At 43.1% G+C, this 15,950-nt stretch carries 15 protein-coding genes; 1 reads left to right on the forward strand and 14 read right to left on the reverse strand.

Going from position 1 to position 15,950, the window contains the following annotated elements; translation table 11 throughout:
• Nucleotides 1-113 precede the first annotated feature (113 nt).
• From QZW47_RS26905 to QZW47_RS26970, 14 genes are all read right to left on the reverse strand, one after another.
• The gene (locus QZW47_RS26905) at nt 114-329 is read right to left on the reverse strand and encodes a hypothetical protein (RefSeq protein WP_293134324.1); all 216 of its coding nucleotides are present in this window, start codon (nt 327-329) and stop codon (nt 114-116) included.
• Nucleotides 330-924: 595 nt separating this feature from the next.
• Nucleotides 925-1,140, reverse strand: a complete 216-nt coding sequence (locus QZW47_RS26910) for a hypothetical protein (RefSeq protein ID WP_293134327.1) — start codon at nt 1,138-1,140, stop codon at nt 925-927.
• Between the two features lie 166 nt (nt 1,141-1,306).
• Nucleotides 1,307-3,535 carry a pentapeptide repeat-containing protein gene (locus QZW47_RS26915; RefSeq protein ID WP_293134330.1) on the reverse strand — a complete coding sequence of 743 codons (2,229 nt, stop codon included), beginning with the start codon at nt 3,533-3,535 and terminating at the stop codon, nt 1,307-1,309.
• Between the two features lie 19 nt (nt 3,536-3,554).
• The gene (locus QZW47_RS26920; protein WP_293134333.1) at nt 3,555-3,989 is read right to left on the reverse strand and encodes a DUF2690 domain-containing protein; all 435 of its coding nucleotides are present in this window, start codon (nt 3,987-3,989) and stop codon (nt 3,555-3,557) included.
• 953 nt (nt 3,990-4,942) lie between these two features.
• The gene (locus tag QZW47_RS26925; protein ID WP_293134336.1) at nt 4,943-5,182 is read right to left on the reverse strand and encodes a DUF4926 domain-containing protein; all 240 of its coding nucleotides are present in this window, start codon (nt 5,180-5,182) and stop codon (nt 4,943-4,945) included.
• Between the two features lie 10 nt (nt 5,183-5,192).
• A complete protein-coding gene (locus tag QZW47_RS26930) occupies nt 5,193-5,528 on the reverse strand; it encodes a DUF6883 domain-containing protein (RefSeq protein WP_293134339.1) in 336 nt (111 codons plus the stop codon).
• A gap of 54 nt (nt 5,529-5,582) precedes the next feature.
• Complete coding sequence (locus tag QZW47_RS26935) at nt 5,583-5,828, reverse strand: DUF433 domain-containing protein (RefSeq protein ID WP_293134342.1); 246 nt, start codon at nt 5,826-5,828, stop codon at nt 5,583-5,585.
• 62 nt (nt 5,829-5,890) lie between these two features.
• Complete coding sequence (locus tag QZW47_RS26940; protein ID WP_293134345.1) at nt 5,891-6,481, reverse strand: Uma2 family endonuclease; 591 nt, start codon at nt 6,479-6,481, stop codon at nt 5,891-5,893.
• Nucleotides 6,482-6,803: 322 nt separating this feature from the next.
• Nucleotides 6,804-7,781, reverse strand: coding sequence for a heme o synthase (locus QZW47_RS26945; RefSeq protein ID WP_293134348.1), 978 nt, complete (start codon nt 7,779-7,781; stop codon nt 6,804-6,806).
• Nucleotides 7,782-7,935: 154 nt separating this feature from the next.
• Nucleotides 7,936-8,850 (reverse strand): heme A synthase, encoded by a 915-nt coding sequence (locus QZW47_RS26950; protein ID WP_293134351.1) that lies wholly within the window; start codon nt 8,848-8,850, stop codon nt 7,936-7,938.
• Between the two features lie 730 nt (nt 8,851-9,580).
• Nucleotides 9,581-10,159, reverse strand: a complete 579-nt coding sequence (locus QZW47_RS26955; protein WP_293134354.1) for a YHS domain-containing (seleno)protein — start codon at nt 10,157-10,159, stop codon at nt 9,581-9,583.
• 636 nt (nt 10,160-10,795) lie between these two features.
• Nucleotides 10,796-11,248 carry a hypothetical protein gene (locus QZW47_RS26960; protein ID WP_293134357.1) on the reverse strand — a complete coding sequence of 151 codons (453 nt, stop codon included), beginning with the start codon at nt 11,246-11,248 and terminating at the stop codon, nt 10,796-10,798.
• Nucleotides 11,249-11,331: 83 nt separating this feature from the next.
• Nucleotides 11,332-13,377 (reverse strand): FHA domain-containing protein, encoded by a 2,046-nt coding sequence (locus tag QZW47_RS26965; protein ID WP_293134360.1) that lies wholly within the window; start codon nt 13,375-13,377, stop codon nt 11,332-11,334.
• Nucleotides 13,378-13,542: 165 nt separating this feature from the next.
• The gene (locus tag QZW47_RS26970; protein WP_293134363.1) at nt 13,543-14,046 is read right to left on the reverse strand and encodes an FHA domain-containing protein; all 504 of its coding nucleotides are present in this window, start codon (nt 14,044-14,046) and stop codon (nt 13,543-13,545) included.
• A 385-nt stretch (nt 14,047-14,431) separates the two neighbouring features.
• On the opposite strand from QZW47_RS26970, the gene QZW47_RS26975 reads away from it, so the two are divergent.
• Nucleotides 14,432-15,862, forward strand: a complete 1,431-nt coding sequence (locus tag QZW47_RS26975) for an ABC transporter substrate-binding protein (RefSeq protein WP_293134366.1) — start codon at nt 14,432-14,434, stop codon at nt 15,860-15,862.
• Nucleotides 15,863-15,950 lie beyond the last annotated feature (88 nt).

Genomic DNA, 15,950 nt, shown 5'->3' on the forward strand with positions numbered 1-15,950 from the left:
GGCTTTTAACAATCAGGAAAAGCTATATTTCGCCCAAACAATATGAGCAAAATTTATCAGGTCAAGGTAATCGCAAATTCACTCATCTTTGTAAATGCCGTTTTCTGACTTTTTCAGCAAGCCCTAGGTAAGCCAGGAAGATAAGGAGATAAGTTAACTGGAACGACTGGATTACCCTGTACCCCTGCATAAGCGTCATACATAGCTAAGTGAACGATCGCCAAAGCGCGAGAACTTAGAGTGGGGCCTTGTTGCTCTTTCTTTCCGTTAGTAAAACTAACGCGATTGGCTTCGAGTGCGACTTCATTCCAATACAGAATAGGATCCATTGTGGTTCTCCTAGAAATAGTTAAGTAGGGCTGCTTACCAACGCCCGGTAATGCGTTGGGCTATAATAAGGGAAATTTTGCTAATTTTAGTGCCAGCTAATTTCAGCTTGAGTTCACGCTTACCTTCAGTTAGTAAATCTAGCTGACGAGTTTTCCTCATTGCGCTGATTCTCACTAAAGTTTGAGGCAATTGCCTAGTCACTTTTTCGAGTTACCTCAAATGAGTGTCACTCGTTTGAGTGACATCGCAACTTTGCCCAAGATTTGCAGATTTTGCTGAACTAATACGGCAACCAGCTATGGAAAATAAGTAATAATTTGGAGGGAAATATTTTCCTAGGGTGTTTATAATTCGCTTGCACCAGATACTGCCCAAATCAAGAGTAGTTCTTCGATGACAACTTCCATCGGTATTTTTCGGGAAACAATAATGACACCAGCACTCTGATGGCATACATTTTTGGGGATTTTAATTACTTATTATCGGTGTTCGAGTTCGGGAGAGAGGTTGAGGGTGATGGTGGTCATGGTTATCTTGGCAGCAACATCTATTCATCATTTTAGCGATCGCACTTTCACCTTATCTCGAACTTCATCACCTGGGACTTCTCGGTTTTACTGCCCGCGTCCTGGTTTGCAATCTACGAAACCTAATGCTTCTGTGCCCTTGAAAGCTGGCGATCGAAATGGCGATCGGATCTTCAATTTTCGCAGCACGCGCGATCGGAGCCGCTGGAATTCGTTCTGGCAAACGTCCCAAAATAACTTCGGCATCAGCAGGAGAAAGTTGTTCTTGAAGTTTGGCTTGCATGGCATTCACCTTTGGGTTATAATTTGAACTAAAACGGTGGCTACACCCCAACAGATAATTTGAGGAGTTTAACGATCAAGTTGAGCGACGGCAGATAAGACTTAAACGAAGTACGAAGACTTTCGTCCGCCGCTCTAACGAATTGTTATGCCTCGTTACAGCACGACTATTCTGGATTCATCCAACCCTTAACAGCATCTTTTACAACGTTTACATAAGGGTTGCCTAAAAACTCTTCGATCGCAGTTTCACCACCAGCCTGTAAAGCACTTACTACTCGACGCTTAAAATTAGGAGTAGTCTCGTCATTGACATAGACATTTTTTTCAGCCTCAGTAGCTACAGGATTTGTCTGTTCTAGCTGTTTCAGAAGTTTCTTAATTTCAGCAGCAGCTTCGGCAAGGCTTTTATTTTGCCCTGATTGAAAGAACAGATTGTTCTCTGCACGAGCATCTTTGCCGACTGCTCCAGCTTGACCGCTTACGTAATAATTATCTCCATAAGTATCTCCTTCTACGATCATTTTTCCCTCGCTTCTATACTGAACGTTATTCGTTATAATAACACTAATAAATATGAGCGCACTACCATTTTGCTGTGATAATGCATCTTCAGTAGATTTCAAAATTTCTGTTGTCTCATCCAAATCCATTGTCTCATCCAAATCCATGAATGCTTTTGGAAGCTGACCCGGTTGTGAAAGGAGTGAGGGTAAAACTTGCTCATATTGTAAATAGTATTGACTCTTATATATCTCATTCTTCTCCAGATTATTTGTTTTAACCTTAACAGTAACCTGACCGTCTTCCGTTTTTTCCAGTGCGACAATTCTAAAAACCTCTTCAGGGTACTGATCTGCCAATTGCTTAAACGATATGGCAACAGCGCGTGAATCAAAATCATCTTTATGAAATAGATCGAGAGTACCAATTAGAGACATAGCAAAATTTTTAAACTCATCTTTTTTGAATTCCCCTCTATGAGGAATACGCTCTGTCTCTCTACTTCCTTCTACCGATTCTTTCATGTACAAATAATCGCACTTAACCTGGTCTAGTTTTGTGTTTGGTGTAGCTCCCCATCTCTCGATAAATGCCCCAGTCAGAGTAGCACCTGTAAAATCTGTTCCATCAAGGCGTGTTTGCACTAGAATGGCTTCACACAATTCTGCATCACGCAAGTTAGCATTACTGATATCCGCTCGTTTGAAATTAGCAAATTTGAGTTTGGCACCTTGCAAATTGATGCCCTGAAGTTTTAAACCTTCAAAATTTCCATATTCGCCTTCACCTGTTGTTAGCAGCTTTATTATTGATAGTCGCTTTTCCAAGTCTTTTAGGTAGAGAAAAGTCCCATCTAATCTAGATTGAGTAAGAAATTTTACCCCTAGCCAGCAAGTACCATTCAAGTCAGAATCTCTGAAGTCAGCACCTCTCAAGTATGCTCCAGTAAAATCAGCATTTGTGAGATTAGCTTCTTGAAAATTAGTGCCGCCTAGGGAGGCCAGTGCTATCCCAATTTCATTGACTAAATTATATTCAGGTCGATCGCTTGATGCTTGGTCAGCAACATAACTACCCAGAAAGACACCAAGTAGTGTGACAACCATAAACATTGCAGTAGGAACACTTCCTGAATGACTAGCATGAATAAAAAATGTTAGGGTGATAGATACGAAGATTAGTGAGCTACTTATCAATACTATAGCTTTTTTATTACTAATTAAAGTTTGAGTAACTACTATTAGAATTGCTACACAAACAGCTACAAAGCTGATTCCAAATCCTGCAACAGCAGCAGTGGCAATTTTAGCTAAAAATCTTATTGCATAGCCTGAGATAGAAGGAATACCATACCCAAATGATAGCCTAACTAAACTTAAAATCAGAATTCTAAGCATAGCAAATCCAACAATTACAGTGCCACAAATAATTGTTATCCTGAATGCTTTTTCTAAGCCACGTTGAATGTTATATGCAAAAGCTATAAATAATAAAGCGCACGTTGAAATAGCCCAAATGCTGGCTATTAGCTCATCTCTGTCCGACTGGTTGGTAGTAAATTTCACAAAGCTAGAACCGATGCCATCTCCTATGCGTTGTCCAAGATAGCCGAGGACAACTAGCACTATGACTACTAGAACAAATAATATTGTAGTCAAACGAATAGCTTTAGCAAATGACAATCCAGCTTTCGCACTGCAAAATTTAGCCTCTTCACAATTGCTATGACTGAAATCAGTGTCTTGGATAGTAGCTTTGGTGAAGTTTGCACCTCGAAGATCGGCTTTAGCGAAGTTATAGCCTGTTAGATTACGTCCATTAAAGTCTGCATTTCTGAGATCGCAATTGAAATAGTTATTTCTCATATAACTTCTGCCTTCATAAAGTGACATCAAATGAATACTTCCCAAATCATTCTGCTAAAGTTGTACATTTTGGTTGACTATCTTGTGGGAGTCTGACACAGGCGCTGAGTTTTTTTCCAGGTCCCATATTACCATAATGTACACCAGCTATACCATCATTTTCGGTTTCGTAGCGTCCATATTCTTTACCTTCTTTGTCTTTGACATAAAGGATCGAATAGGGAGGGACGATCGCCGATGCCCAACTAGCATGACACAGAGCAGAATATCTCAGTTTAAGTGTTATGTTTCCAATTTTTTGCTCAAGACGAGTTTGTACGTCAGCATCACATTTAGCATTTCGAGCATCCTGATTAATGCAAGAAATACCATGACAAATTGGTGGTTGCATGATGTCATAGATAGATATAGAAAGATCCCAAAAAATTAGAGGTGCAAGAAGAATTAACAAAGGGGAGACTAAAAATTTTAAGCTATTCATAATTTCTACATCCAAGGAGTTTTGATAAGCAAAGCTTCATCCCCTTCAAATAGCTTGAAGGGGATAACAGATACAAGCTAGTCGCTTACTTCAACCCAATGATGTGCAGAATTCTCTGCCGTCCCTTGGATGCATCGCGCAAGCTTTTACACGTGCTTTAGTCCTCAATTTATCTCCAAAGTTCCACCCATGCACACCAGCCGTGTAGCTGGTATACCTGCTACCTGACGCATCCTTAAGGTATAAAACTGTCCCTGCTGGGATACAAGCTCTCACCCATTTAATTGTATTTCGATTGGAAGTGCGAAGTTGAAGTCTTAGCCGATAGCCTCGAACAGTCTGTCGACTTTCTTGAATAGTTGTCGAACCTGGCTCAGATTTACCAGAATTATTACATATGCTGCTTGGGTCTACAGCGTTGCTGCTTGGTATAAACGAAAGCCAAGTAGCCAGCATAACTGATAATGCAAGTAGAGGCATCACTCTACGTTTCTTTAAAATACTCATGTGGTTACCTTTTAGTGTGAATACACTTTAGCCGTAAGCCACCCTGATAAGATTGATATTATACCGCAGATCAATTTTGTTTGTCAAGCCATACTCTTGATGGCTTTTTAGCTAAAATTTACCGCTTCGATTCAAACACTACTCGTAGCGTACTGAGGAGACCTATGTCTACTGAATTCGACACAGAACGATGATCGCGCGTCAGTCAATCTCTAGTTACCTATAATCCAATACTGTTCACTTAACGCTTTTTTGTCCGAAGAGAACGTCCCCGCGCCGCAATCTCCGTATATATTTTTCACATGGTTTTATAGAATCAACATTCTTAAGTGAACCGTATTGACCTATAATCTCGACAACACTTTCCCCTGCTCGAAACTGACACCGCGATATAATTCTGCGATCGCAACTTCAAGCTCAATACTCTGTAAAGTATTATTTGTAGGCTAGGCGTAGGCAGGAAGTGGCTCATAAACGAGTTGCATGAGTTTTTCTGAGGGAACGGTTTCCATTGCATAGGTATTACCTTGAGCATCGGCAAAATCTACTAGATAAGCGCGATCGTCAAACGTCATCAGAATCGTGCCAACTTGTCCGGGCCGGAGCAAAATGGGCTCAGAGGTTTCTTTATGGATTGCCTGAATTTCTTCGATCAAGGCAACAACATCATACTCGTGTAACGTCATTATAGTATCCTCACTTATTGACAGGATAGGTATTAGTTAACCTGGGAAAGTCTTCATCGATGCGAATCATCCAACATGACAGCACCCAAGAGCTTCCTGTTTCCGTAGTCATGAAAAATTTGAGATCATACAGGGTTCCATAATTGTCTGTTTTGTAAATTTTTGCCTCCTGATTGACCGCACATTCTAATAAAGCGACTTCTAAAATATCTTTATTTTCTAGTGTGATTCCCAATCTATTTTTAAACAGGATGGCTTTATCTTTTCCTTTGGGATGTTGCATATTTAGTGAGTATCGCTCAAGCTTGTCGCCAAGCAGTGCCTTCTCTCCGTTGGGTAATTTCATCTGTCGAAATGGTTAAGTCACTTGGTGGAAAGTTTTCATTTGCCAGAAACCGTATTAACTTGCCTCAGTAAACAGTAAAGGTGTGTAAAATACATCTTCCTTGAGGCATTCGGCCGCAAAAGCAAACACAGCTTCGATAGATTCAGGATTAAGCGTTGGGTAGTTTTCTAGAACTTGTTGCTGCGTCCAACCTTCTGAAAATAGCCCTAGAATAAACTCCACTGATATTCGTGTTCCCTTAATTAGAGGCTTACCAAGCAGAATTTTAGGATTTGAATGAATGTATGCTTTCCAGTTCATAGCCAGTTTGCCTCTATGGAGTTTTCATCTATTTTGAAACCTTTGTCTCTAGCTTACTTCATTTATCGCTCCAAACTCACACCGCGATATAATTCTGCGATCGCAATTTCAAGCTCAATACTCTGTAACATCACTAAATCGCCCGCACCATAAACCACCGTTTCCCACCGTTCCCCAGCCCCATCTTTCACCCGACGGCGACACTCAACTCGCATCTCATCCTGCGCGATTAAAACATACTCTTCCAAGGATTCCAACTGTCGATAATCCTCAAACTTATCAGTGCGATCCTCTTCGAGGGCTTCGCTAACGAACTTTTTAGTCGAAGGAGATAACACCTCAGCAATCAACTTAGGATAGCGCTTCACATAGCGATCGCTCTTATCTCGCGGATCGCACGTCACAAAGGCATCGGGATAATAGAAAAACGCATCAGCATAATTCACCTTTACGTCACCGGAAAAAAACTGACATTCCCCGTCACGCAGGTGAAAATTAATAACCGTTAAAAAATTAATCGCAAGACGGCTATGATCGTCGCTACCTCCGGCCATTGCGTAGACTAAGCCACGCCGATATTCATGGCGGACTTTATTGTGATGTTCCAGGGAAAGGTACTCTTCGGGGCTAAATCCAGAGGGGATGGCAATCATAGTATTGCAGGTAAATTGGATAGCTTAATTGTAGCGATTTTTGAGCCACTATATTATGATTAGACTATAATAAAAGAAGATCAGTTCCTTCAAAATTGCTAGAACAAACCTTCCCTTTGAGTTGTACTTATAAGTTAACTGAGATTTTAGACGATCACTTTTATCCTGGTGAATCGAGTAAATTAGTAGATAATTCAGACTTTATTTAACCGCAGATTAAAGCAAATTAACGTAGATTAACGCAGATTGGAAAATCTATTTTACCATAAACAAAACCCGCAAGATGCGGGCTTCATTTTGATAACTACTATTCAACTCTTGACTACATTACAACTGCACTAATCAGAGTGTGCACATTTTGGACAACAGCAGTAGTAAAGTTATGAGTCGCAGGCAAACTATCAACGACAATTCCAGCGCACAATAGCATCAGATACAGAATAGAGTATTTGAAGAGCGATCGCGAAACAGTCTTATCTTCTGGCGTCTGCAACAGCAACCAAGCTTTTTGGGCAAAAATAGCACCGAGGAAAATAGCTGTTCCCGCATATACCGGGCCCGCTAAATTCAGCGGATAAACAAACAGCAAAGTGGCTGGAAGCATCAATAACGTATAAATCCAAATTTGGCTGGCTGTAGCTGCATCGCCCTCAATTACCGGCAACATCGGCACGCCGACTTCCTTGTATTCGTCGCGAATCATCATTGCTAATGCCCAAAAATGCGGCGGTGTCCACAGGAATATAACCCCAAACAGCAGCCACGCACCCCAACTCAAATCTCCCGTCACCGCAGCCCAGCCAACTAGAGGCGGAATCGCCCCTGCTGCACCGCCAATTACAATGTTTTGGACGCTGTGGCGCTTCAGCCAGTGGGTGTAAATTAGAACGTAGAAAACTATGCCGGACATTGCTAGCATGGCGGCTAATAAGTTGGCGACAACTGTCAGTAATGTAAAGGATATTGTAGCTAGGGCGATCGCAAATATCAAAGCATCCCGCTTCTTGACTCGCCCGGAAGGAATCGGCCGCCACCGGGTGCGCTCCATAATATAGTCGATGTCGCTGTCGTAGACGCAATTAATCGTATTAGCCGACGCAGAAGCTAAAGCGCCTCCAGTAATAGTTGATACCAGCAATAGCGGATCTACTTCTCCTTTGGCGGCCATCCACATTCCTGCTGATGTGGTGATTAGCAACAGTAAAATAATTCTGGGCTTTGTAAGTTGATAGTAACTTTTCAACACTTGCGAAAAGTTTTCGTGGAGGCGAGGGCTATTGTTTGTAAGAACTTCTTGCATTTGTGATTAATTGTTAGTTGTTAATTGTCATTTAGTCCGCTTGGAGTGGACTTCGTTTGTGTAGTTTGACCTCGAATTCCTATGACGGGTGCTTCGCCACATCCGAATTTGAGGTCAACAGGTTTCAAGCGCCGAATTAATCAACACATCTATTTCAAGCTGATAAAACCCGATCGCGCCACGACAAAACACTAAAAGCTAGCAGGGTTCCCAGCAATGCTGCACCGACTGCTTGGTGGGCGACTGTCAGCGGTTCTACTTGAAGGTGCAGCCGGAATGTTGCTAATCCCAAAACTAATTGAGCAATCAGACAAACACTCGCTAAATTCCCTAATTTTCGCAAGTTAGAATTGAGTGCTGGTTGCCGCCAAGCCATGACGGCTACTGCTAAGGTTGCTGCGGTAGCGGGTACGATACCGGCGATGTGGCTGTTCATTACCGAGCACAATTCTGAGGAGCCCAAACATTGATGCAGCGCCCATCTGGAGCCGACTAAGGCACCTAGTAAGCTTTGCAGGTAAACTAGCAGTGCTGCGATCGAACTTACCCATGCTAATTTGCCTGTATTGCCCGTAGCTTCGTAGGGAGTCAGCATAAAACCGATCGCTAGCAGGGCGCAAAAAAACAGTAAAGCCGTCCCCAAGTGAGCGGTAACGATGTCAAATCTGAGCAGTTGCGTCACGGTGAGGCCGCCCAATACGCCTTGAAAAACGATTAAAAATACTGCCCCAGCGCTGGCAATCGGCAACCATTTCGGCAGGCGGCTGCGGTAGAATACAGAAATTCCTAAAAGGGCGATCGCGCTTAAGCCAATTGCTGCTGCGTCCAAACGGTGAAACCACTCCAGAAATACCTGCAAATTCATTTGCGCTGCGGGTATTAATTGACCGTAGCACAGCGGCCAGTCGGGGCAAGCGAGCCCCGCATTCATGACGCGCGTGGCGCTGCCTACTGCCATTAACAGCCAGGTTGCGATCGCAATTTTCCACACTAGGCCGCGGATAATATCTTTTGGCTGCCACTGCACTCCTGCTGCTGCGTTTGGCCCATTTAAAACTGAGTTTGCCATGAATTTTACCTTAGCCTTTGTTATCGATCGAGCTTAATTAAATATTGCGGTTTTGGATTGGCTGAGCTTAGCCGAGCTTAACACTCTTTTTCACTGACAAACCGTCATATTTACTACCTTAGCTAGTCTTCTATCCAATTAGTTTGTTTTTACATATTTTTCAACTTTCCTTTTATATTACAAAAGATTTCATTTATTGTGTCAAACTTAAAAAAAGTTTAATCTTTCACCCAATCCTCGATCGTTGACCGTTCCCCACCGTGGATTTTTTGGTAAAAAATAAAGATATAATTAAGAAAGAGATTTTAAAAAAAAGTTGTGATATGAACCGCTCAAAAGAGTTTACAAAAAACTAAACATCATAAAAAAACTATAAATTATCATTTGCAACAAACCAAATTTAGCTGATTCTGCTAGGGAGCATCTCAGTTTTGTGCGTGCAGATTTACCTCCTCGCAATTTTTTAAAGTGACAGTGGATTCAGCAGAAATCACAGTCTTGGTTTTTGTGATTTTTCCAATTCCGTTAAATAATCCTCATTTAGTTTGTTATTGACGGCTAAAGTCATCATAACAATCAGAGGAATTCAGTCATCACGACAAACCAATATAGCCATCCTAATTGCTTCTGGAGATAGGGAAAACAGAAATCCTTACTAGACAACGAGTTGAGCAATACAAGGCGTAGTTATCTTTTGAAACTCAGATCGGATTGCTATAGTATCAGTTATTTAACTTTTCTCCTTAGCAAGAGCCGGCCAATTGTTATCACCCTTAGAAACATTCCCAGAAATATCTTTTTGCCAACCCCACTGTACCGCCGAATTGTAATTAAGATAAAGTTTGCCGTCAACAATTTTCCAAGCATCGGGATCGGTAGAAGCTGTATAACCTTGACTGACAGCCCAAGCACAGAAACCGCCGTATTGAGGCGCATATTTATCAGGACTTTTAACAAACAAATCCCGATTTTGCTCGCTAGCAAATTGCCAAGTAGCATTGCCAAATTTGTAAGCAAATTCTGGATTGCCTTTAACAGGTTTGCCTTGAGTAAAGTAAGCTACAGGATCTGTACCTCGAATCGCTAGTCCCCCTTCGCTGTAAAATACCTTGGGAAGTGCTTTGTCAGGTTTCACAGCACTTCGGCTAGCTGGAGGTGCTGTTTGATTTTCAACCGAATTTGGGCTGGCCGGTGCTGTCACTGCCGTGTTAGGATTTGCTGTGTTGCTGTCAGATTTCCCGCAGCTCACAGCTAGTCCTAAACTTAGAGCAGCGGCAGCGAAAATGGTTGCAAAATAAATTATTTTCATTCTATCTCTATTGGGAATTGTTGCTAAGATTTGATGCACAACTATTATTTACAGCAGTTATGCAAAAAGTGGTTTTACGCACTACTTATAGGGCAGTACGGTTTACTTAAGATTGTCATTGCGAGGAACGAAGCAAACAAGAGTATCTATTTTTCATAGTGTTTTACCCCCAAGACGGCCTTAAGTAAACCGTATTGACTTATAGGGGTAAGGTTCACCACAAGCACCCTACATATATAGCCTCAAAAAGGTGAGGTACAGATTGAGATTTTAGATTTTAGATTTTAGATTTTAGATTGAGGGATTGAGGGATAGATAACTCGATCCGATCAATAAGTCATATTTATGATAACTGCTATAGATGAACCTTAAAAGTGCTAAAAGTGCTGATGATAGAGTAAGGTGCTGGTAGCGCACCCTACTAATGACAAATGACAACTGACAAATGACAACTGACAAATGACCAGCCTTCGGCTACGCTCAGGCTAAAATTACTAATGACTACCCTTCGACTTCGCTCAGGGCGAGATGACTAATGACTACCCTTCGACTTCGCTCAGGGCGAGATGACTAATGACTACCCTTCGACTTCGCTCAGGGCGAGATGACTAATGACTAATGACTAATGACAACTGACTAATGACTACTTTTCGGCCATTTGCCAACCCATTGGCCGCCCCGAAACCGCCACCGAGGAAACAGCAGCCGCATCATCACCCAGGAAGAAACGTAAACTGATACCCAAACTAAACTGTAGTGCTGGATAAAAGTTGGGATATCAAAAACTTCTTTGTCAATGTATGGCAATCCAAAGATTTTGATTATAAAACCGAGGAATACTGCTTCGACAATGCCAGCAAAGAATTGAAATACACCAGGCCAATCTCCATCCCACATAAATTTTTGCAAAAAGTTGTAGAGGACATCCCAACCTAATCCAAAAAATCCTACATAAAATAATACCCAAAAGTAAATAGGGCTTTCTTTAGTTCCTAAATAACCTAGGAAAAATGGTAAAGAGACTAAAACTCCAACGGTAGCTAAGAGAAATATCCGAGTTTGCCAGCGGCCAAATAATACGGGTGTCATATAACTTGAGAATTGGTAAGTGGTAATTGGTAATTAAGAGTTTTCCCTGTTCATCCATCAGTTACAAAAACTGTTGCAAAAATTCATGAGGGCGATTGATTAGTTGCCCATTTTAGCCATTGCCAAAGGGAGCCAACGCCTTCGAGATGGCTGAGTTTTGGAGCTTTCGCTCTTGCTAAACCTTCGGCGGAACGATGGGCCGCATATTGCAATCCTAAAAAGGTGTCTACTGGTGCATAAGGCCCTCCCAGCGTCATCGCTCCAGCAGCATAAATTCTACCTCGCTCGTTTCGCATTTCTACTATTTCAAAATCGTTGGCAACGTGAAGCCTTTCAAAGGGATTGATCGGCAAATTGTAGTGATTAATTAAATCATCTAACAAAGGATTGTCTTTGGGTTTAGCTTCTAAACCTGTGGCATCGATAATAAAATCGGCTTGGATTGTTTCTATTCCTTCATAATTTCCACTTTTGATGTAGGTGATTAATTTGCCGCTTTGCTGCTCTACTCGCTCTACTTTACCGAATTTAATGGTGTACCATCCGGCTTGCATTCCTGTTTTAACTATGTTGCGCCAATCTTGACGGCTGGCGGTAGTTGTACCGCCCAAAGCTGTTAGTATTTCGTGCCTTCCCTGGGGATTGGCTGCTTCTAACTTGGCGCGCATATCGCCTCCCCAAGTGCCTTTTGGCCAGTTGTAAGGTTGGAATTCCCATTGATTTTCTACATATCGCTGGGCAAAACCGAATTTGTTGCCTTGGGGTTTGGGCGATTGCATTAAGTTTATAATGTTAATCGGCTTGTTCTGCTGGCGAATTTCACTCAGTCGCTGCAAGATTCTGGAAGCAACAATTCCGCGGCCGCGGACAATGACTATGCCACCTTGGCGGCTGAGCTGTTGGTAAACGTGTTCGTGTTCTTCGTAGGCGTTTACTACTGATTTGAAGTCTTCGGTTTTGGCGCGGTATTCTTGCAAGTCTGGCAGGAATCTAATTGCTGGATAACCGGTGGCTATGTGGATGTATTTAGCTATTAAAAATCGGTGTTCGCTGCTAGCGTTGGGCTGTGGTACTGAGTAGGCGATCGCATATCTGCCGTCGTCGGTTTTGCGGATGCCTCGAACGCGGCCGTAACGTAGAATTTCGTCCCAACCGATGCGTTTTGCTTCTCTGTCCATTGAGGCGAAAACGTTTTGAATTTGCGGGGTGTAGGTGTCGGCAAATACTGGTTCGGCAAAAACTTGCCACAGGTGTTTTAATCCGGAACTAATTTGACCAGAACCAAGTTCTTTTGCTGATTCTCGCAGTGCGTATCCTGGCCAGCCCCAAATATTATCTGGGCAGGAATCGGAACCGGAGCGAATTCTTTCGTGGGGTGGAATTTGGGAATTGCGGCAGAGTCTTTGATAGCGTCCGTAGGGCTTGGTTTCTAAGCTGATGACTGTAATTTGTTCGCGGGGAACTCCGCAAGTCCTGATCGTATCTACCCAGACAAATGTTCCCATGCCGCCGCCAATTCCTGCGTAGGTTGTTTCTGTGACGGGCTTGCCGGTGGCGTGCAATTGTTGGACTGATACTCGATCGGCTGCAAATATCTCTGGCGGTGGAAAACGAGTTAAGTTATGAGTAGTTTGAGGGATTTGAGGTATTTGTGTTTGGAGGGCATCGGTATCTGGATTGAAAGAGATTCCGGGCGATGGGGCGGCATTTTGTTGTGCTTGGGCCTGTTGAGAGCTGACAACTTGGGTGTTTGGGTTGAAAATAATTGTGGATTCTGGCGCGAGGTTTGGTGAGGCTGCTGGTGCTAAGAGTACGATCGTCAGACTGTAGGGCCCGATTTGGATTGTATCTCCGCTAGCTATGGGTTTGGTGGCGCCCAGAATTTTATTTCCGTTGAGAAATGTGCCGTTAGCACTGCGATCGCCGATCGATATTTGACCGCCAACTAATGATATCAATGCGTGAAATCGCGAAATTTGTTCGCTGCTCAATACTGCCCGCGCAACTTGCTGCCCGTCAATACTGTTGGGCATTTGACTGATTTCCCTGCCTAATGCTACAGGAAGATTAAAAACAGGCTGTTTCACTTCTCCGGTAACTGGATCTTCCCAACTCAGTTGAATTTGCATAACCTTCCTCACAACAACAACAACTCCACTACCTACCCGCGATCGCACATTCTGACATTTGTGTGCCTAAGAATTCACATTAGATGCTGATACTCATCAGTCATCCGCAATTCTTTAATCTCAAAACTAAAATCTCAAATGGTATTACCCTGGCATTTCTGACACTCAGGATCTCAATACTTCCGATTCTCCTGCTTGTATTCCTTTACCGCAGTGCGGACAAAAAAGACCCAAATACTGATGGGATAAAACGTGACCTGTCGGACATTTTATGCCGTAAACTAGCCCAGCGGCAGGTTGGTTGATTTGTCGTTGCTGTTGCTCGATCGTCCTTATTTTTAAAACTATTGTTCCCAGTTGAATCTGACTGCCAACTTTGAGAGGCGCTTCTGCATCCAAGATTGTTTTACCGTCAACAATTACCGGGTTGCGTTTAGCTGGTGGCTGCTCCCGCGTCAGGTTTCGCACCCAGAATTGATTAGCGCTGTTAAGAAATATTTCAACGTGTAAGCGAGATAAACTTCTGTCGCCCTCACTTAGTACCAAATCGCACTGCTCTCGATCGCGGCCGATGCGAATTGTACCTTGGTGCTTGGTGGCTTGTGCGGGGGTGAAGGTTTGCGATCGCGACCGATGCCCTTCCATCCATTCTAGAGTTAACTTATACATAGTTCCTGCAAAAATAATATCCGCCCTCGGATTTGCGCTTATTATACTGCTGAGTGCGTCGCAATTCGCCTAAGATTTATAAAATAAATGTAAAAATGTAATTAGATGAGTTATTGGGCCTTCTGGCGGATGACCCGTCCAAAAACGGGTACAAGCCCCCGACGCCAGAAGTCTAGAGCCTCAAATTTGAGACTGAGAGTTCAAGCTCCCGATTCCAAGCTGCAAGTAAATTTAAAATCTCCTGACAAATGCCTTCTTCCTCATTTCCTCAAAATCGATCTTTTAAATCCGCATCCACCCGTTAAATCCGTTATAAAAAGCCGTTGCCGAACTTTTTTATTCCTTCTTGTTGAATCTAAAACCTAAAATCTCAAACTGTGCAGCCATGTCCCAAAAAAACGAAACCCCTGTTTTGGTATTATCGCTCTTAATTACGATCGGGCTAGCTGGTGCAGGTATTTGGTGGCTGAGAAGCGGCGGCGTCATTCCAGGAGGTTCATTACCCCAAAATCAGACGTTTTCTCAGCCCCAGACGGGGAATTCTCCGCAATCAGAGCAGCAAATTCAGCAGCGTCTGAGTGCCGGAAAAACACTGTTAATTCCAGACAAAGCAACCACAACCAAACAAGCCGCAGTACAGGCGATCGCATCTGGTAACTACAACGCCGCTATTTCCGATTTACAAGCTTCGCTAAAAACCAATCGCAACGATCCTGAAGCACTAATTTACCTCAACAACGCCCGCAGCGGCAACCAAAAATCCTACACAATTGCCGCAGCGGTTCCCATTGGCGCCGATACCAATGCTGCTTTAGAAATTCTGCGGGGCGTCGCTCAAGCTCAGAATGAAATCAACCAAAGCGGCGGCATTAACGGGACTCCCTTAAAAGTGCTAATTGCTAACGACGACAACAACCCAGAAATTGCGTCGCAAATTGCCAGTGCTTTCGCAAAGAATTCGGAAATTTTAGGAGTAATCGGGCATTTTGGTTCGGACACAACGCTAGCAGCTAGCAAAATTTACCAACAAAATCAATTAGTAGCAATTTCCCCGACAAGTACGTCTGTGCAGCTCTCAGGAGTTGGTAGCAACATATTTCGGACAGTCCCGAGCGATCGGTTTGCGGCTAATGCTCTTTCCCGCTATATGCTGACAAAATTGCAAAAGCAAAAAGTTGCTGTGTTTTTTAATTCTGCTAGCAGTTACAGCAAATCTTTAAAAGATGAATTCACTACTGCTGTTTACGGAGATGGCGGACAAATAGTATCGGAATTTGACTTTGCTAAGGGCAATTTTAATGCTGCTGAAAGCGTTAAAAGTGCGATCGCCCAGGGAGCAGAAGTCATGATGTTAGCTTCCAATTCTGCCACCATCGACCAAGCTTTGCAAATAGTCCAAGTCAACGCCAAACGCCTGCCGTTACTCGCAGGAGACGGCGCTTATAGTGCTAAAACACTGCAAATCGGTGGCGCGGAAGCTACAGATATGGTGCTGGCTGTTCCTTGGCACATTCTCGCAGATCCGCAGTCAAACTTTCCCCAAACCTCCAAACAACTTTGGAATGCTGAAGTCAGTTGGCGCACAGCTTTAGCCTACGACGCGACGATCGCCCTAATTGTCGGTTTAGGGCGCAATCCGACTCGTACCGGGATTCAACAAGCTTTATCGGCGTCGGATTTTTCGGCAACCGGAGCATCGGGCCCGATTCGGTTTTTAGCTTCGGGCGATCGCAATCGAGCAGTTCAATTGGTAACTGTTAAACCGGGAAATCGCACCAGTTATGGTTACGAATTTTTGCCGATATCCGGTTTGTAAATTCTATGGTAATCCTGATCTTATTGATAGTGCAATACGGTTTACTTAAGGATTTTTGACTAATTTCTTAAGTCAACCATATTACGGT

Source organism: Microcoleus sp. bin38.metabat.b11b12b14.051 (genome assembly GCF_013299165.1).
Lineage (GTDB): Bacteria > Cyanobacteriota > Cyanobacteriia > Cyanobacteriales > Microcoleaceae > Microcoleus.